Genomic DNA, 18,380 nt, shown 5'->3' with positions numbered 1-18,380 from the left:
CGCCTTACTCATCGGCGCCAGGTGATCTTTGCTGGAAAGCCCGGGCCCCGGGGCACTCTCACCGCTATTGCGGCGGAATGCCCCTCAAGGCTCCGGAGTCAAGCCTACGGCGTGCAGACGCTCTGCGTTACTCGCCCTTGGCCTTCGCGATGATCTCCTCGGCGACGTTCCGCGGAACCTCGGCGTAGGAGTCGAACTGCATGGAGTAGCTCGCACGGCCGGACGTCTTGCTGCGCAGGTCGCCGACGTAGCCGAACATCTCCGAGAGGGGCACGAGGCCCTTCACGACGCGGGCACCGGCCCGCTCCTCCATGGCCTGGATCTGGCCACGGCGGGAGTTGATGTCACCGATGACCTCACCCATGTAGTCCTCGGGCGTGGTGACCTCGACGGCCATCATCGGCTCGAGCAGTACGGGGCTGGCCTTGCGCGCGGCCTCCTTGAAGGCCTGCGAACCGGCGATCTTGAACGCGAGCTCGGAGGAGTCGACCTCGTGGTAGCCACCGTCGATGAGCGTGACGCGGACGCCCGTCATCTCGTAGCCCGCGAGGATGCCGAACTGCATGGCCTCCTGCGCACCGGCGTCCACCGAAGGGATGTACTCCTTCGGGATACGGCCACCGGTGACCTTGTTCACGAACTCGTACGAGGCGTCGCCGCCCTCGATCGGCTCGATCGCGATCTGCACCTTGGCGAACTGGCCGGTACCACCAGTCTGCTTCTTGTGCGTGTAGTCGACCCGCTCGACCGCCTTGCGGATGGTCTCGCGGTACGCGACCTGCGGCTTGCCGACGTTGGCCTCGACCTTGAACTCACGGCGCATACGGTCGACCAGCACCTCGAGGTGCAGCTCGCCCATGCCACCGATGATGGTCTGGCCGGTCTCCTCGTCCGAGTGGACCTGGAAGGACGGGTCCTCCTCGGCCAGGCGCTGGATCGCGACGCCCAGCTTCTCCTGGTCGCCCTTCGACTTGGGCTCGATGGCGACCTGGATGACCGGCGCCGGGAAGTCCATGGACTCCAGGATGACCGGGTTCTTGTCGTCGGACAGCGTCTCACCGGTGGTGGTCTGCTTCAGGCCCATGACGGCGACGATGTCGCCGGCGCCCACCGCGGCGATCTCCTCACGCTTGTTCGCGTGCATGCGGTAGATCTTGCCGATGCGCTCCTTCTTGCCCTTGACGGAGTTCAGCACGGCGGTGCCGGACTCCAGGCGGCCCGAGTAGACCCGGACGAAGGTGAGCTTACCGAGGTGCGGGTCGCTCATGATCTTGAACGCGAGCGCGGCGAGGGGCTCGTCCTCCGACGGCTTGCGCACGACGACCTGCTCCGGGTCCTTCACGTCGTGGCCCTCGATGGCCTCGACGTCAAGCGGGGTGGGCAGGTAGCGCACGACCGCGTCGAGCAGGGGCTGAACGCCCTTGTTCTTGAACGCGGTGCCGCAGAACACGGGGGTGACGGTGGTGCCGCCGCTCTTGCCGGACGCGATCGTGATACGGCGAATCGCGGCGTAGAGCTGCTCCACGGTGGGCTCGGTGCCCTCCAGGTACAGCTCCATCAGCTCTTCGTCGTTCTCGGCGACGGCCTCGAGCAGCTTGCCGCGGTACTCCTCGGCAGCCTCGGCGTGGGTGTCCGGGATGTCGACGGTGTCGTACATCTCGCCCTTGGTCGCCTCGGCCGACCAGACCAGGGCCTTCATCGTCACGAGGTCGATGACGCCCTTGAAGTCCGCCTCCGCACCGATCGGCAGCTGCATGACCAGCGGCTGCGCGCCCAGGCGGTCCGAGATCATGTCCACGCAGCGGTGGAACTCGGCGCCGGTACGGTCCAGCTTGTTGACGAAGCAGATGCGCGGCACGCCGTAACGGTCGGCCTGACGCCACACCGTCTCGGACTGCGGCTCGACACCGGCGACACCGTCGAACACCGTCACGGCACCGTCGAGCACGCGCAGGGAGCGCTCCACCTCGACGGTGAAGTCGACGTGACCCGGGGTGTCGATGATGTTGATGGTGTAGTCGTTGTCCTCGAGCGGCCAGTGACAGGTGGTCGCAGCAGAGGTGATCGTGATGCCACGCTCCTGCTCCTGCTCCATCCAGTCCATGGTGGCGGCGCCGTCGTGGACCTCACCGATCTTGTACGACACGCCCGTGTAGAACAGGATCCGCTCGGTGGTGGTCGTCTTGCCCGCGTCGATGTGGGCCATGATCCCGATGTTGCGGACCTTGGCCAGGTCAAGTGAAGTGGTAGCCATAAGGCTTCAGTCTTCTCTCGGTCTCGATGTGGGTAGCGACTACCAGCGGTAGTGCGCGAAGGCCTTGTTGGACTCGGCCATCTTGTGGGTGTCCTCGCGCTTCTTCACAGCGGCACCGAGGCCGTTGGAGGCGTCGAGAAGCTCGTTGAGCAGACGCTCGGTCATGGTCTTCTCGCGACGGGCGCGGGAGTAACCGACCAGCCAGCGCAGCGCGAGCGTGTTGGCGCGACCGGGCTTGACCTCGATCGGAACCTGGTACGTCGCACCGCCGACACGGCGGGACTTGACCTCGAGGGTCGGCTTGATGTTCTCCAGCGCGCGCTTCAGCGTGATGACCGGGTCGTTGCCCGTCTTCTCACGCAGACCCTCCATGGCGCCGTAGACGATGCGCTCGGCGGTGGAGCGCTTGCCGTTCAGCAGCACCTTGTTGATGAGGGAGGTCACCAGAGGAGAACCGTAGACCGGGTCGATGATGACCGGGCGCTTCGGGGCGGGGCCCTTACGAGGCATTCTTACTTCTCCTTCTTGGCGCCGTAGCGGCTGCGGGCCTGCTTGCGGTTCTTGACACCCTGGGTGTCGAGCGAGCCGCGGATGATCTTGTAGCGAACACCCGGCAGGTCCTTCACACGGCCGCCGCGCACGAGCACGATGGAGTGCTCCTGCAGGTTGTGTCCCTCACCCGGAATGTAAGCGGTGACCTCGATCCCGCTGGTCAGACGCACACGCGCGACCTTACGCAGGGCCGAGTTCGGCTTCTTCGGGGTGGTCGTGAACACACGCGTGCAGACGCCGCGACGCTGGGGCGAACCCTCGAGTGCGGGCGTCTTGTTCTTCTCGACCTTGTCCTGCCGGCCCTTCCGGACCAGCTGCTGGATCGTAGGCACTACTTCTCCGGTTTCTGTGTGCCGAATGGTGAAGCTAACCTGGAACATCTCCGACCCACGCGGTCGGGTGTGTCGAATCCGTGGACTCCCGCCGCAAGGCAGAAAAAAGCGCGGATCACAGTGGCCGACATCGGCTCGCCGTGCGGTTCATGGCACACACGCGAGCCAGGGCACACCCCAGGCACAAGGTCTGAGCGTACCTACCGCATTCGCTGCGGTCAAAACAAATGGGCACCGCCCGCATCGCCGGGCGGGACATGTCAAGCCCCTCAGGCGTTGTCGATCTTCAATTCGTCGGCGAGTGTCCGATATGCACACCTTCAGGATGCTACGACGGACACCACCGTCAGCAACACCAGAACGAGTGCCCAACCTGCCGTGGACAACCACCCGAGCACGAGACCGGTCAGCGCGAGCCCGTCCCCCAGCTCTCCCCGGCTGCGGATCTCGGCCCGGGCCACATGCCCCAGCACGACGGCCGGGATCCCGGTCAGTCCCATGGAGGGCACGCACAGCAGCCCGCACACCCCGGCCGCGACGGCCTTGCCGTTGGTCCGCGGCCGTGGCACGGGCAGGAACGACGCCGGCACGGCCCCGAACGACGCAGGCTGCGGCAGCGGCCCCTGCGGCAGGTCCGCGACGAGCAGCGCCAGCTCCCCCACGGTCCGCGCAGCGTACGCCCGCCCGACCCGCCTCTCGAACTCCCCCTGCTCCATCCGCCCCTCGCCGTACCCGGCTCTGAGCACGTCCACGGCCCGCTCCCGGTCGGCGTGCGACGCGAGCATGGACGGAGGGCCGGAGCCCTGCCAGGGCTGCCAGGACGGATAGGGCTGCGACACGGCGCACCTCCCGGGTGCCGGAGTCCTTCCATGATGCGCCGAAGCGGAGGTTCCGGCACCGGTACGTCGACGGCGAAGCACCGCGTGTCGGCCGGACCGCGGACACGCCGAAGGGCGGCCACCCCGCAGGGTGACCGCCCTTCGACTCAAGCGACTCGCTTACTGGTTGTACGGACCGTAGTCGTAGTCCTCCAGCGGAACGGCCTGGCCGGAGCCCGTGCCGAACGGCGAGTAGTCGATGTCGTCGTAGCCGACGGCCGAGTACATCGCGGCCTTGGCCTCCTCGGTCGGCTCGACCCGGATGTTGCGGTAGCGGGACAGACCCGTACCGGCCGGGATGAGCTTACCGATGATGACGTTCTCCTTGAGGCCGATGAGGCTGTCGGACTTGGCGTTGATCGCCGCGTCCGTCAGAACTCGGGTCGTCTCCTGGAAGGAGGCGGCCGACAGCCAGGATTCCGTCGCCAGCGAGGCCTTGGTGATACCCATGAGCTGCGGACGACCCGAGGCCGGGTGACCACCCTCCTGGACCACACGACGGTTCTCGGTCTCGAACTTCGAGCGCTCGACCAGCTCGCCGGGCAGCAGCTCGGCGTCGCCGGACTCGATGATCGTCACGCGGCGGAGCATCTGCCGGATGATGATCTCGATGTGCTTGTCGTGGATCGACACACCCTGCGAGTTGTAGACCTTCTGGACCTCGCCGACCAGGTGGACCTGGACGGCACGCTGGCCCAGGATGCGCAGCACGTCGTGCGGGTTGGTGGCACCCACGGTGAGCTTCTGGCCCACCTCGACGTGCTCGCCCTCGCTGACCAGGAGACGGGCACGCTTCGAGATCGGGAACGCCGTCTCGTCGCTGCCGTCGTCCGGGGTGACGACGAGCTTCTTGGTCTTCTCGGTCTCCTCGATCCGCACGCGGCCCTGGGCCTCGGAGATCGGGGCGACACCCTTCGGGGTACGGGCCTCGAAGAGCTCGACGACACGCGGCAGACCCTGGGTGATGTCGTCACCGGCCACACCACCGGTGTGGAAGGTACGCATCGTCAGCTGGGTACCGGGCTCACCGATGGACTGGGCGGCGATGATGCCGACCGCCTCACCGATGTCCACCAGCTTGCCGGTGGCCAGCGAACGGCCGTAGCACATCGCGCAGGTACCGACGGCGGACTCGCAGGTCAGGACCGAGCGGGTCTTGACCTCCTCGACACCGCGCCGGACGAGCTCCTCGATGAGGACGTCGCCCAGGTCGGTGCCGGCCGGGGCCAGCACCTGACCGTCGACCACGATGTCCTCGGCGAGGCAGCGCGCGTACACGGACGTCTCGACGTCCTCGGTCTTGACCAGCCCGCCCTCGGCGTTCCGGTCCGCGATCTTGAGGCGCAGACCGCGCTCGGTGCCGCAGTCCTCCTCGCGGATGATGACGTCCTGGGAGACGTCGACCAGACGACGCGTGAGGTAACCCGAGTCGGCGGTACGCAGAGCGGTGTCCGCCAGACCCTTACGGGCACCGTGCGTGGAGATGAAGTACTCCAGCACGGACAGGCCCTCACGGAAGGACGCCTTGATCGGACGCGGGATCGTCTCGTTCTTCGCGTTCGACACCAGACCACGCATACCGGCGATCTGACGCATCTGCATCATGTTGCCTCGTGCACCCGAGTTCACCATCATGAAGATCGGGTTGGTCTTCGGGAAGTTGTCGTTCATCGCCTCGGCGACCTCATTGGTCGCCTTGGTCCAGATCGCGATGAGCTCCTGCGTGCGCTCGTCCTTGGTGATCAGACCGCGCTCGTACTGCTTCTGGACCTTCTCGTCCTGCGCCTCGTAGCCCTTGACGATCTCCTTCTTCGCCTCGGGAACGACGACGTCGGAGATGGCCACGGTGACGCCGGAACGGGTCGCCCAGAAGAAGCCGGACGCCTTCAGGTTGTCGAGCGTCGCCGCCACGATGACCTTCGGGTAGCGCTCGGCGAGGTCGTTGACGATCTCGGAGAGCTGCTTCTTGCCGACCTCGTAGTCGACGAACGGGTAGTCCTCGGGCAGCAGCTCGTTGAAGAGCGCGCGGCCCAGCGTGGTGTTCAGCCGGAAGGGGTCACCCTGCTGCCACGCGCCCGCGGCGGAGCCGCCCTCGGACGCACCGCCCTCCTCACCCGCCGGCGGGGTCCAGCCACGCGGCGGGATGGTGCCGACCGGGAAGCGGACGTCGATCCTCGACTGGAGCGAGAGCTCGCCCGCGTCGAAGGCCATGATCGCCTCGGCGACCGAGGCGAAGGAACGGCCCTCGCCCTTGAGGTCGCGCATCTCGCCGTCGGTGGTGAGGAAGAACAGACCGAGGACCATGTCCTGGGTCGGCATCGTCACCGGGCGGCCGTCGGCCGGCTTGAGGATGTTGTTCGAGGACAGCATCAGGATGCGGGCCTCGGCCTGCGCCTCCGCGGACAGCGGCAGGTGCACGGCCATCTGGTCACCGTCGAAGTCCGCGTTGAACGCGGTGCAGACGAGCGGGTGGATCTGGATGGCCTTGCCCTCGACCAGCTGCGGCTCGAAGGCCTGGATGCCGAGGCGGTGCAGCGTGGGCGCACGGTTCAGCAGAACCGGGTGCTCCGCGATGACCTCTTCCAGCACGTCGTACACGACCGTGCGGCCGCGCTCGACCATGCGCTTGGCGCTCTTGATGTTCTGCGCGTGGTTCAGGTCGACCAGGCGCTTCATCACGAACGGCTTGAAGAGCTCCAGCGCCATGGCCTTCGGCAGACCGCACTGGTGCAGCTTCAGCTGCGGACCGACGACGATCACGGAACGCGCGGAGTAGTCCACACGCTTACCGAGCAGGTTCTGACGGAAGCGGCCCTGCTTGCCCTTCAGCATGTCGCTGAGGGACTTCAACGGGCGGTTACCGGGACCGGTGACCGGGCGACCGCGGCGGCCGTTGTCGAACAGCGCGTCGACGGCCTCCTGGAGCATGCGCTTCTCGTTGTTCACGATGATCTCGGGCGCACCGAGGTCGAGAAGGCGCTTCAGGCGGTTGTTCCGGTTGATCACACGGCGGTACAGGTCGTTCAGGTCGGAGGTCGCGAAGCGGCCACCGTCCAGCTGCACCATCGGGCGGAGGTCCGGCGGGATGACCGGCACGCAGTCCAGCACCATGCCCTTGGGGCTGTTGCTGGTCTGCAGGAACGCGGAGACGACCTTGAGGCGCTTGAGCGCACGGGTCTTCTTCTGGCCCTTGCCGGTGCGGATGATCTCGCGGAGGCGCTCGGCCTCCTCGTCGAGGTCGAAGGACTCCAGGCGCTTCTGCAGCGCCGCGGCACCCATCGAGCCGTCGAAGTACGTGCCGAAGCGGTCACGCAGCTCGCGGTAGAGCAGCTCGTCGCCCTCGAGGTCCTGGACCTTGAGGTTCTTGAAGCGGTTCCACACCTCGTCGAGGCGGTCGATCTCGCGCTGCGCACGGTCGCGCAGCTGCTTCATCTCACGCTCGGCACCCTCGCGCACCTTGCGGCGCACGTCGGCCTTGGCGCCCTCGGCCTCCAGCTCGGCCAGGTCGGTCTCGAGCTTCTTGGCCCGGGCCTCCAGGTCGGCGTCGCGGCGCTGCTCGACCTGCTGGCGCTCGACGGAGACGTGGGCCTCCAGCGAGGGCAGGTCGCGCGTACGGCGCTCCTCGTCGACGTACGTGATCATGTACGCCGCGAAGTAGATGACCTTCTCGAGGTCCTTGGGAGCCAGGTCGAGCAGGTAGCCCAGCCGCGACGGGACACCCTTGAAGTACCAGATGTGCGTGACGGGAGCGGCGAGCTCGATGTGGCCCATCCGCTCACGGCGCACCTTGGCGCGGGTGACCTCGACGCCACACCGCTCACAGATGATGCCCTTGAAGCGGACACGCTTGTACTTGCCGCAGTAGCACTCCCAGTCCCGGGTCGGACCGAAGATCTTCTCGCAGAAGAGTCCGTCCTTTTCGGGCTTGAGCGTGCGGTAGTTGATCGTCTCGGGCTTCTTGACCTCGCCGTGGCTCCACTGACGGATGTCGTCAGCGGTGGCCAGACCGATCCGGAGCTCGTCGAAGAAGTTGACGTCGAGCACTATGCGTCAATCCCTCTCAGGGTTGTAAGTCATGGGGTCTGATACGGGGGTCCTGGGGCCGGAGGCCTTCATGCTTCTCGCGGTGAAGGCCTCCGGACTCCCGTCAGACCTCTTCGACGCTGCTCGGCTCACGCCGGGACAGGTCGATGCCAAGCTCCTCCGCAGCGCGGAAGACGTCCTCGTCGGTGTCGCGCATCTCGATGGACATGCCGTCCGAGGACAGCACCTCCACGTTGAGGCACAGGGACTGCATCTCCTTGATGAGCACCTTGAAGGACTCGGGGATGCCGGGCTCGGGAATGTTCTCGCCCTTGACGATGGCCTCGTAGACCTTCACGCGGCCGGTCACGTCGTCGGACTTGATGGTCAGCAGCTCCTGGAGGGCGTACGCGGCGCCGTAAGCCTCCAGCGCCCACACCTCCATCTCACCGAAGCGCTGGCCACCGAACTGGGCCTTACCACCCAGCGGCTGCTGGGTGATCATCGAGTACGGACCGGTCGAGCGGGCGTGCAGCTTGTCGTCGACCAGGTGGTGCAGCTTGAGGATGTACATGTAGCCGACCGAGATCGGCTCCGGGAACGGCTCGCCGGAGCGGCCGTCGAACAGCGGCGCCTTACCGGTCGGGAGCACCATGCGCTCGCCGTCGCGGTTCGGGATGGTGTGGTTCAGCAGACCGGCCAGCTCGTCCTCACGCGCACCGTCGAAGACGGGGGTTGCGACGTTGGTGCCCGGGGCGACCTGGTCGGCCTCGATGGCCTGCAGGCGCTGGGCCCAGTCGTCCGCGAGACCGGAGACGTCCCAGCCGCGGCTGGCGAGCCAGCCGAGGTGGATCTCCAGGACCTGTCCCGGGTTCATTCGGGACGGCACACCGAGCGGGTTGAGGATGATGTCGACCGGGGTGCCGTCCTCCAGGAACGGCATGTCCTCGATCGGCAGGATCTTCGAGATGACGCCCTTGTTGCCGTGGCGGCCGGCGAGCTTGTCACCGTCGGTGATCTTGCGCTTCTGCGCGACGTAGACGCGCACCAGCTGGTTCACACCGGGGGGAAGCTCGTCGCCCTCCTCGCGGTCGAAGACGCGGACGCCGATGACCTTGCCGATCTCGCCGTGCGGCACCTTCAGCGAGGTGTCACGGACCTCACGGGCCTTCTCACCGAAGATGGCGCGCAGCAGGCGCTCTTCCGGCGTCAGCTCGGTCTCGCCCTTGGGCGTGACCTTGCCGACGAGGATGTCGCCGGCGACGACCTCGGCACCGATACGGATGATGCCGCGCTCGTCGAGGTCGGCGAGGACCTCCTCGGAGACGTTCGGGATGTCCCGGGTGATCTCCTCGGGGCCGAGCTTGGTGTCACGGGCGTCGACCTCGTGCTCCTCGATGTGGATCGAGGAGAGGACGTCGTCCTGCACGAGGCGCTGCGACAGGATGATCGCGTCCTCGTAGTTGTGACCCTCCCACGGCATGAACGCCACGAGCAGGTTCTTGCCCAGCGCCATCTCGCCGTTCTGGGTGGCCGGACCGTCGGCCAGGACCTGGCCCTCGATGATCCGGTCGCCCTCGTTGACGATGACCTTCTGGTTGACCGAGGTGCCCTGGTTGGAGCGGGCGAACTTGGCCAGGCGGTACGTGATGTACGTGCCGTCGTCGTTGGCGGTGGTGATGTAGTCCGCGGAGACCTCCTGGACCACACCCGGCTTCTCGGCCTTGACCACGTCGCCGGCGTCGACCGCGGAGCGGTACTCCATGCCGGTGCCGACGAGCGGGGACTCGGACTTGATGAGCGGCACGGCCTGACGCATCATGTTCGCGCCCATGAGGGCACGGTTGGCGTCGTCGTGCTCCAGGAAGGGGATCATGGCGGTCGCGACCGACACCATCTGGCGCGGCGAGACGTCCATGTAGTCCACGTCTTCGCCGGTGACGTAGTCGACCTCGCCGCCCTTACGGCGGACCAGCACCCGGGCCTCGGCGAAGCGGAGGTCGTCCGTCAGCTGCGCGTTGGCCTGCGCGATGACGAAGCGGTCCTCCTCGTCGGCGGTCAGGTAGTCGACCTCGTCGGTGACCTGGCCCTCGAACACCTTGCGGTACGGGGTCTCCACGAAACCGAACGCGTTGACCCGGCCGTAGGAGGCGAGCGAGCCGATCAGACCGATGTTCGGGCCTTCGGGCGTCTCGATCGGGCACATGCGGCCGTAGTGCGAGGGGTGCACGTCACGGACCTCGAAGCCGGCCCGCTCACGGGAGAGACCACCCGGGCCAAGAGCCGACAGACGGCGCTTGTGGGTGAGACCCGACAGCGGGTTGTTCTGGTCCATGAACTGCGACAGCTGGCTGGTGCCGAAGAACTCCTTGATGGAGGCGACGACCGGCCGGATGTTGATCAGGGTCTGCGGCGTGATCGCCTCGACGTCCTGGGTCGTCATCCGCTCGCGGACGACACGCTCCATACGCGCCAGACCCGTACGGACCTGGTTCTGGATGAGCTCGCCGACGCTGCGCAGGCGGCGGTTGCCGAAGTGGTCGATGTCGTCGGTCTCGACGACGATGCTCGTACCACTGTCGCCGACCGTCTCGGTCTCGCCCGCGTGCAGCTTCACCAGGTACTTGATCGTCGAGATGATGTCCTCGACGGTCAGGATGCCCGCGTCCAGCGGAGCGTCCGCACCCAGCTTCTTGTTGACCTTGTAGCGGCCGACCTTGGCCAGGTCGTAGCGCTTGGGGTTGAAGTACAGGTTCTCCAGCAGCGTCTGCGCGGCCTCACGCGTGGGGGGCTCGCCCGGACGCAGCTTGCGGTAGATGTCGAGCAGCGCGTCGTCCTGGCCCTGGGTGTGGTCCTTCTCCAGGGTGGCGCGCATGGACTCGTACTCGCCGAACTCCTCCAGGATCTGCTCGGTGGTCCAGCCGAGAGCCTTGAGCAGGACGGTGACGGACTGCTTGCGCTTGCGGTCGATGCGGACACCGACCATGTCGCGCTTGTCGATCTCCATCTCCAGCCAGGCACCCCGGGACGGGATGATCTTCGCGGAGAAGATGTCCTTGTCGGACGTCTTGTCGATGGAGGAGTCGAAGTAGACACCGGGCGAACGGACGAGCTGCGACACCACGACACGCTCGGTGCCGTTGATGACGAAGGTGCCCTTACCGGTCATGAGCGGGAAGTCGCCCATGAAGACCGTCTGGGACTTGATCTCGCCGGTCTCGTTGTTGGTGAACTCCGCGGTGACGAAGAGGGGGGCCGCGTATGTGAAGTCGCGGTCCTTGCACTCGTCGATGGAGTTCTTCGGCGGCTCGAAGCGGTGGTCGCGGAAGGTCAGCGACATCGACCCGCTGAAGTCCTCGATCGGAGAGATCTCCTCGAAGATCTCCTCCAGCCCGGACTTGGTGGGGACGTCCTGACCGTTCTCGAGAGCCTCCTCGACCCGACTCTGCCAGGCGGTGTTGCCGAGGAGCCAGTCAAAGCTCTCGGTCTGCAGCGCGAGCAGGTTCGGAACCTCGAGAGGCTCCTTGATCTTTGCAAAAGAGATGCGCAGCGGGGCAGTGCTGGCGGCGTTGTTCGTATTCGCGGTCGAGGCGTTGCGCGAGGCGGCCAAGAGGGGGTCCTTCCGAGGGCTCGGACTCACTACGCGCGTACCGGCCCCTCTCCCGTACACGGAGACAAGCTGCGTCGGTCCGGCGATGAGGCCGGTCAACGGATCTTGTCGTCGATGCTCGGGCGAGGGCAGACCCCTGGTGACGGACAGGGGACAGCTAACAGGCAGCGCAAAGGGTCAGTGTAGCCACTTGGCCCACTGATGTCCAGTGCGGGTCCTGGAACCCGTGTTCACCCTCGTTGTTCCACTCCTGCGACACGGCGCTGCCCTCAACGCACGTTGATACTGCCCTCTTCGTCGTCGATCCATGCCTCGGATTCGGATCCTGTGACGACGCGTCCTGAGAATTGCGCGCTGCGTGCGGTTCGTCAAGGCCCCCCTGCCCGATCCGGAGCCGCCCGGAGACACGACGAAGATCACCATACCCCCCGTCACCGGGGCTTCAAGGTAACCGTGGCCCGCCCCCGAAAACGCCGAAGAGCGACCACCCGGATGGATGATCGCTCTTCCGCGCTTACGCGTTACACGTCCCGTGGGACGTGTCCGGATCCTGACGGATCCGAGAGGTGTTACTTGACCTCGACGGAGGCGCCGGCGCCCTTGAGGGACTCGGCGGCCTTCTCGGCGGCGTCCTTGGCGACCTTCTCGAGAACGGGCTTCGGGGCGCCGTCCACGAGGTCCTTGGCCTCCTTCAGACCCAGGGAGGTCAGCTCACGCACGACCTTGATGACCTGGATCTTCTTGTCGCCGGCACCCGTGAGGATGACGTCGAACTCGTCCTGCTCCTCAGCGGCCTCGGCCGGGGCGGCCGGGCCGGCCGGGCCGGCAACGGCGACCGCGGCGGCGGCGGTGACGTCGAACTTCTCCTCGAACGCCTTCACGAACTCGGAGAGCTCGATGAGGGTCATCTCTTCGAACTGCGCGAGCAGGTCGTCCTGGCTGAGCTTCGCCATGATGGCGGTCCTTCCACTAAATCGGCAGGTGCCGGATGTACATGTGAGGCGGGCGTACGTCTGGCCCGCTACGGTCGCCGCGTTCAGGCAGCGGCGGCCGGGATGCGAGCCGAGTTACTCGGCACCGCCCTGCTCGTCCTGCTTGGCACGGAGCGCGTCCACGGTGCGGACGAGCTTCGAGGGAAGCGCCTGGAAGAGCTGAGCAGTCTGGGACTGCTTGCCCTTGAAGGCACCCGCCAGCTTGGAGAGCAGAACCTCGCGGGACTCGAGGTCCGCAAGCTTCTTGATCTCATCGGCGGACATCGCCTTGCCGTCAAGGACGCCGCCCTTGATGACGAGACTGGGGTTGTCCTTGGCGAAGTCACGGAGACCCTTCGCCGCCTCGACCGGGTCACCGGTCACGAAGGCGACGGCCGACGAACCCGCAAAGAGGTCGTCCAGCGTCGTGATCCCGGCCTCGTTGGCCGCAATCTTGGTCAGCGTGTTCTTCGCCACACGGTACTGAGCGTTCTCACCGAGTGAACGACGCAGCTGCTGGAGCTGCGCGACGGTGAGACCGGTGTACGCGGTAACGACAGCAGCGTTGGAGTTGCGGAACTTCTCCCGCATCTCCTCGACGGCATCGACCTTGTCTGGCCTCGCCATGAGCCTCGGCCTCCTTCCGGGTGATTCGGACCGCGCGGACCCGAAGGAGGACTGGGGAAAACGAAACGCCCCGGCGCAAGCGCACGGGGCGTAGCTCGACCGGTTTCACGCACACACGAGGCGGCGGACTCCGGGAGCTTCTCCAGTGTCACCTGCGCGGGTCGTCCGCCGTTCAGCGGATCCTTCGGCCACCACGCCCTCTGATGAGCGCGCGGTAACGACCAGCGGTCTTTGGCTTCTGTAGGAGAGTACGGGAACGGATCGCCGTCAAGCAAATCCGCCCGTACGGCTGATCAGCGCGGGGCGGTTCAGCCCTGCTCCAGCTCCTTGAACATCTCGCCCAGGTCCGCGACTTCGCCGGCCGGCGGTGCCTTGACGGTGACCGGCTTGTTGTAGTCGAGGAAGGTGATGGTCATGTCCATCGGGCCCTTGTCGGCCTGGCCCTTCATGCGGAACTGCTTGGTGTGGTCCTCGCCGTCGACCCACATGTCCATCGTGAGCTTGTCGACGCCGAGCTTCTCGTACTGCTTGATGCTCTTCTCGCGCTGCTTGCGGGTCTCCGCCTTGCTGTCCTTGAGCGAAGCACGCAGGTCGGCGAGGGTGACCGTGCCCGAGTAGTGGGTGGTCTCGACGCCGTCGACCTTCTCGCTGCCGACCTTCTTCACGTCCTTGGCGCCCGTGAGGAAGGTGGACTCCGCTGCCGGGTTCTGCTCGGCCTGGCTCGTGGACCCCATCTTGTCCAGGTCCTTGGCCGCGTCGGAGCCGGAGAGATCGAACTTCAGCCAGCGCTTGCCGTCCATCTCCTTGGCCATCTCGGCTCCCCCACCGAGATACATGGCCTTGTCGACGAGACGGATCTCCACGGATTCACCGGCGGCCTGATCGGGCGCCTGCATCTTCATGCTCATGGCGATCGTGGGCTTCAGGCGCATGGACGCCTCGCCCGTGACGCGGCCCGACTCCGGGACCGTGCCCTTCATGCGGTACTGGAGGGACGTGATGTCCTCCGTGTTCTTCGCCGCCTTGGCGACGGCCGCCGCGGGCGTCATCTCCGGCGACTCCTCGGAACCGCAGCCGACAGCGCCGGCGGCGAGCAGCAGAGCGCCCAGCCCGGCGGCGGGTATGGATGTCCTCATTGATTCCCCCCAAGGAATACATGCTTGCTTCACAGCAAGGCAGTGAGCCTATCCCAGAGGGCACAAGTGATCTATCCGAATTGAGGGAGGCCTCAGGGCTTGCCGGTCCGCTTCCGCATCAGGTCCTCGAAGTCTCCGGTGTCGGACTCCGGGGGCCGCTCGGCCCGGACCGCGACGCCGTAGTCGGCGTAGTGGGCGGTCTGGGTCATCAGGCCCGTGGTCATCCGCGCCTTCTCGACCTTCTTGACCAACAGGTTCCGCTGGTCGACCCAGATGTCGACGGTCTCGGTGGTGACTCCGGCCTCGGTGAGCTGCTTCCTCAGTCCGGCGTCGGCGATGTCGGCCGCCGTCACGGTGCCGGACCAGTGCGTGGCGCTCCGGCCGCGGACGGTCTCCTGGCCGACCTTCCTGACATCGCCGGAGGACAGCAGGAGCTTCACCGACTGGTTGGGGGTGGTGCTGCGCATCCGGTCGCCGAGGTGGGAGCCGGAACCGCCGGTGAGGGCTCCGAGGTCGTTGTACGCGTACCGGATCCAGTGCTTGCCGCCGGTCTGCTCGGCGAACTTCGCGCCCATGCGCGCGTAGTACGCGTCGGGCAGGTAGCGGGCCTCCATCGAGGTGGTGCCGAGCCGGCGCATGGTGTCGGCCATGGTGCCGCCGGTGTACGTGATGGTGAGGGTGCCGGTGACGCCGTCGCTCCAGCCGAGGGTGCCGTCGGCGGTCATGGACATCAGCGCGCCCATGGTCGTGGTGGACTCGACCCGGGCGGACTCGGCGCGCTCGGTGGCACGCTCGGCGGAGCGCAGGGCCGCCAGGGAACGGCGATGCGCGGCGCGGTCCTCCTTCTGGCCGGGGCCGTCGGAGGAGTCCGGGGAGGTGCAGGCGGCCACCCCCGTCAGCGCGGTCGCCACAGCGACCACCAGGCCTGCGCGGCGCACGGTCGTGCCCTGCATACGTCCCCCGTTCGTATCCGGTTCCCGCACGTTAACCCAGGCCACCGGCGTACGTACCGGAAAGGGGAACGGGCCCCGCACCTGTGAGAGGTGCGGGGCCCGTGACCGGTTGGGTGAGCCGTCAGGCTCAGACCGCGGCCGGGTCCTCCTCGACGAGGAGGTTGCGGGTGCGGTTCGGGTCGATCGGAATGCCGGGGCCCATCGTGGTGCTGATGGCGGCCTTCTTGATGTAGCGACCCTTGGCGGCGGACGGCTTCAGACGGAGGATCTCCTCCAGCGCGGCGCCGTAGTTCTCCACCAGCTTGGTGTCGTCGAAAGACGACTTGCCGATGATGAAGTGCAGGTTCGAGTGCTTGTCGACGCGGAACTCGATCTTGCCGCCCTTGATCTCGTTGACGGCCTTGACCACGTCGGGGGTGACGGTGCCGGTCTTCGGGTTCGGCATCAGACCACGCGGACCGAGCACGCGGCCGAGGCGGCCGACCTTGCCCATGAGGTCCGGGGTGGCGACGACGGCGTCGAAGTCCAGGCGGCCCTTCGACACCTCGTCGATCAGTTCGTCGGAGCCGACGATGTCGGCGCCCGCGGCCTCCGCGGCCGCAGCACGGTCACCGGTCGCGAAGACCAGGACCCGGGCGGTCTTGCCGGTGCCGTGCGGAAGGTTCACGGTGCCACGGACCATCTGGTCGGCCTTGCGCGGGTCGACACCCAGGCGGAAGGCGACCTCGACGGTGCCGTCGAACTTGGTCGTGGAGGTGTCCTTGGCGAGACGGACGGCCTCGAGCGGGGCGTAGAGCTTCTCCCGGTCGATCTTGGCGTCCGCAGCGCGAAGGGACTTGCTGCGCTTGCTCACTACTGCTCCTGTGGGTTCTTAGGAGTCGTGGTCCGGGCCGAGCAGGCCCTGCCACTTCTGCTGATGGAGGTTGGGGCTCAGCCCTCGACCGTGACGCCCATGGAACGGGCGGTGCCGGCGATGATCTTCTCGGCGGCGTCCAGATCGTTGGCGTTGAGGTCGGGCATCTTGGTGGTGGCGATCTCGCGGACCTGGTCACGCGTGATCTTCGCGACCTTGGTCTTGTGCGGCTCGCCGGAGCCCTTCTCGATGCCCGCGGCCTTCAGGATCATCTTCGCGGCCGGCGGCGTCTTGGTGATGAAGGTGAAGGAACGGTCCTCGTAGACCGTGATCTCCACCGGGATCACCCAGCCACGCTGCGACTCGGTCGCGGCGTTGTAGGCCTTGCAGAACTCCATGATGTTGACGCCGTGCTGACCCAGCGCGGGGCCGACCGGCGGGGCCGGGTTGGCGGCACCGGCCTGGATCTGGAGCTTGATGAGCCCCGTGACCTTCTTCTTCTTGGGAGGCATAGCTCTCCGGGTCCTTTCGGTTCGGGTCCTGCCCGCATACGGGGACCACCCGGATGCAGGCATACCGCACAACGATAACGGGTATAGATGCGCGGCCAAAAACCGCGCAGGTCAGGCAAGCGCCGGAGCGATCGCCTGACCTGCGCGGAAGCGGTGAATCCGGAAGTTAGTTCTTCTGGATCTGGTCGAAGGAGAGCTCGACCGGCGTCTCGCGGCCGAAGATCTCGACGAGGCCCTTGACCTTCTTCGAGTCGGGGTTGATCTCGTTGATGGTCGCCTGCAGCGTGGCGAAGGGGCCGTCGGTGACGGTGACCGAGTCGCCGACCTCGAAGTCCAGCACCTGGACCTCGACCTTGCGCTGCGGAGCCGGCTTGCCCTCGGCTTCGGCGGCCTCGCGGGCGGCCTTCTCCTCGGCCTCGGGAGCGAGCATCTTGACGATCTCGTCCAGGGTCAGCGGGTACGGGTCGTAGGCGTTGCCCACGAAGCCGGTGACGCCGGGGGTGTTGCGGACGACGCCCCAGGACTCGTTCGTCAGGTCCATGCGGACGAGGACGTAGCCGGGGAGCTTGTTCTGCTTGATCGTCTTGCGCTCGCCGTTCTTGATCTGGGCGACCTCTTCCTGCGGCACCTCGGCCTGGAAGATGAAGTCCTCGACGTTCAGCGAGACGGCGCGCTGCTCCAGGTTGGTCTTCACGCGGTTCTCGTAGCCGGCGTAGGTGTGGATGACGTACCACTCGCCGGGCAGGAGCCGCAGTTCCTCGCGGAGCTTCTCGATCGGGTCGCGGTCGTCCTCGGGCTCTTCCTCGAGTTCTTCCGCGGCCTCTTCGCCGTCCTCGGTCTCCGCCTCGGCGGCGTCCTCGGTCTCCGCCTCGGCGGCGTCGTCCTCGACGGCGTCGGCAGCCTCGGCCTCGGCGGAGGCCTCGGTGTCCTCGTTGTCCGCGCCCTCGACGATGTCGAGCTCGTCCTCGACGGACTCGACCGGCTCGATGGCGTCGTTCACGTTCGGGTCAGACACGGTGGCTGCTTCTTCCTGGATACATGGGGGTGGAACATGCGAAAGGAGCGCCGGGTACCTCGGCGCTCTTCGCGGACTGCTCAGCCGAACACGTACTTGGCGGCGTTGCTGAGCCCATAGTCAATCACGGTGATCAGGCCGATCATGATGACGACGAAGATGATCACCACGGTCGTGTAGGTCGTCAGCTGGTTGCGGGTCGGCCAGACGACCTTGCGCAGTTCCGCGACGATCTGGCGGTAGAAGAGGGCAAGGCGCTTCAGCGGGCCCTTCTTGCCACGCTTGCCACCCTTGCGGGCCTTCTTCGACTCCGGCGCCTCGTCCTGGGCATCAGGCATGTCGATGGAGCCCACGGCGTCCGTCACTCGTCCTCACCTGATTCCGGGTCGTGGCCGTGCCGCGCCCGGTCTGAGCCGCACGGCGGTGCATTGCTGTACGTACATGCGCACACATCCTGGCGAAGGTGTGTGTAGCAGGGCCGGAGGGACTTGAACCCCCAACCGCTGGTTTTGGAGACCAGTGCTCTACCAATTGAGCTACGACCCTTTGTGTGCCACCCAACGTACCGCATCCATCCGGATGCTTGGTGTGCACCGAACGGGCGCAGCCTGCTGAAGGCCAACGAGGTGAGAGTGTACGTGCTCCACGGCCGGTCGTCGAACAG

At 66.5% G+C, this 18,380-nt stretch carries 14 protein-coding genes and 1 tRNA gene; all 15 read right to left on the bottom strand.

The window, feature by feature from the left end; translation table 11 throughout:
• Nucleotides 1-127: 127 nt before the first annotated feature.
• Complete coding sequence (fusA, locus tag ACFY9S_RS09250) at nt 128-2,254, bottom strand: elongation factor G (protein ID WP_102912513.1); 2,127 nt, start codon at nt 2,252-2,254, stop codon at nt 128-130.
• 39 nt (nt 2,255-2,293) lie between these two features.
• Nucleotides 2,294-2,764, bottom strand: a complete 471-nt coding sequence (gene rpsG, locus ACFY9S_RS09245; RefSeq protein WP_003974303.1) for a 30S ribosomal protein S7 — start codon at nt 2,762-2,764, stop codon at nt 2,294-2,296.
• Nucleotides 2,765-2,766: 2 nt separating this feature from the next.
• A complete protein-coding gene (gene rpsL, locus ACFY9S_RS09240) occupies nt 2,767-3,138 on the bottom strand; it encodes a 30S ribosomal protein S12 (RefSeq protein ID WP_003948652.1) in 372 nt (123 codons plus the stop codon).
• 320 nt (nt 3,139-3,458) lie between these two features.
• Nucleotides 3,459-3,977 (bottom strand): DUF1707 domain-containing protein, encoded by a 519-nt coding sequence (locus ACFY9S_RS09235; protein ID WP_391124806.1) that lies wholly within the window; start codon nt 3,975-3,977, stop codon nt 3,459-3,461.
• Between the two features lie 159 nt (nt 3,978-4,136).
• Nucleotides 4,137-8,060 carry a DNA-directed RNA polymerase subunit beta' gene (locus tag ACFY9S_RS09230; RefSeq protein ID WP_391124804.1) on the bottom strand — a complete coding sequence of 1,308 codons (3,924 nt, stop codon included), beginning with the start codon at nt 8,058-8,060 and terminating at the stop codon, nt 4,137-4,139.
• Nucleotides 8,061-8,163: 103 nt separating this feature from the next.
• On the bottom strand, nt 8,164-11,649 hold the full coding sequence (rpoB, locus tag ACFY9S_RS09225; protein ID WP_391124801.1) for a DNA-directed RNA polymerase subunit beta: 3,486 nt from the start codon (nt 11,647-11,649) through the stop codon (nt 8,164-8,166).
• 569 nt (nt 11,650-12,218) lie between these two features.
• Nucleotides 12,219-12,602 carry a 50S ribosomal protein L7/L12 gene (rplL, locus tag ACFY9S_RS09220; protein ID WP_102909639.1) on the bottom strand — a complete coding sequence of 128 codons (384 nt, stop codon included), beginning with the start codon at nt 12,600-12,602 and terminating at the stop codon, nt 12,219-12,221.
• 114 nt (nt 12,603-12,716) lie between these two features.
• On the bottom strand, nt 12,717-13,247 hold the full coding sequence (rplJ, locus tag ACFY9S_RS09215; RefSeq protein WP_283973857.1) for a 50S ribosomal protein L10: 531 nt from the start codon (nt 13,245-13,247) through the stop codon (nt 12,717-12,719).
• A 308-nt stretch (nt 13,248-13,555) separates the two neighbouring features.
• Nucleotides 13,556-14,383: a DUF1396 domain-containing protein gene (locus ACFY9S_RS09210; RefSeq protein ID WP_391124797.1), complete on the bottom strand. Its 828-nt coding sequence runs from the start codon at nt 14,381-14,383 to the stop codon at nt 13,556-13,558.
• 92 nt (nt 14,384-14,475) lie between these two features.
• Nucleotides 14,476-15,336, bottom strand: coding sequence for a hypothetical protein (locus ACFY9S_RS09205; RefSeq protein ID WP_391124794.1), 861 nt, complete (start codon nt 15,334-15,336; stop codon nt 14,476-14,478).
• A 127-nt stretch (nt 15,337-15,463) separates the two neighbouring features.
• Nucleotides 15,464-16,189, bottom strand: a complete 726-nt coding sequence (rplA, locus tag ACFY9S_RS09200; RefSeq protein ID WP_102909643.1) for a 50S ribosomal protein L1 — start codon at nt 16,187-16,189, stop codon at nt 15,464-15,466.
• A 77-nt stretch (nt 16,190-16,266) separates the two neighbouring features.
• Complete coding sequence (gene rplK, locus ACFY9S_RS09195) at nt 16,267-16,701, bottom strand: 50S ribosomal protein L11 (protein WP_003992325.1); 435 nt, start codon at nt 16,699-16,701, stop codon at nt 16,267-16,269.
• A gap of 166 nt (nt 16,702-16,867) precedes the next feature.
• Nucleotides 16,868-17,716 carry a transcription termination/antitermination protein NusG gene (gene nusG, locus ACFY9S_RS09190; RefSeq protein ID WP_391124789.1) on the bottom strand — a complete coding sequence of 283 codons (849 nt, stop codon included), beginning with the start codon at nt 17,714-17,716 and terminating at the stop codon, nt 16,868-16,870.
• Nucleotides 17,717-17,796: 80 nt separating this feature from the next.
• Nucleotides 17,797-18,081 carry a preprotein translocase subunit SecE gene (gene secE, locus ACFY9S_RS09185; protein WP_102909645.1) on the bottom strand — a complete coding sequence of 95 codons (285 nt, stop codon included), beginning with the start codon at nt 18,079-18,081 and terminating at the stop codon, nt 17,797-17,799.
• Nucleotides 18,082-18,189: 108 nt separating this feature from the next.
• A tRNA-Trp gene (locus ACFY9S_RS09180) sits at nt 18,190-18,262 on the bottom strand.
• Nucleotides 18,263-18,380 lie beyond the last annotated feature (118 nt).

Source organism: Streptomyces sp. NPDC012474, from assembly GCF_042955185.1.
Lineage (GTDB): Bacteria > Actinomycetota > Actinomycetes > Streptomycetales > Streptomycetaceae > Streptomyces > Streptomyces cahuitamycinicus.
The sequence above is the reverse complement of the archived record's forward strand: the minus strand, read 5'-3'. Positions and strand labels throughout refer to the sequence as shown.

Coding starts and splice junctions, on each gene's coding strand:
- ACFY9S_RS09205 (WP_391124794.1), bottom strand. CDS start 15,336: ATGCAGGGCACGACCGTGCGCCGCGCAGGCCTGGTGGTCGCTGTGGCG.
- rpsG (WP_003974303.1), bottom strand. CDS start 2,764: ATGCCTCGTAAGGGCCCCGCCCCGAAGCGCCCGGTCATCATCGACCCG.
- rplL (WP_102909639.1), bottom strand. CDS start 12,602: ATGGCGAAGCTCAGCCAGGACGACCTGCTCGCGCAGTTCGAAGAGATG.
- ACFY9S_RS09210 (WP_391124797.1), bottom strand. CDS start 14,383: ATGAGGACATCCATACCCGCCGCCGGGCTGGGCGCTCTGCTGCTCGCC.
- rplK (WP_003992325.1), bottom strand. CDS start 16,701: ATGCCTCCCAAGAAGAAGAAGGTCACGGGGCTCATCAAGCTCCAGATC.
- rplJ (WP_283973857.1), bottom strand. CDS start 13,247: ATGGCGAGGCCAGACAAGGTCGATGCCGTCGAGGAGATGCGGGAGAAG.
- fusA (WP_102912513.1), bottom strand. CDS start 2,254: ATGGCTACCACTTCACTTGACCTGGCCAAGGTCCGCAACATCGGGATC.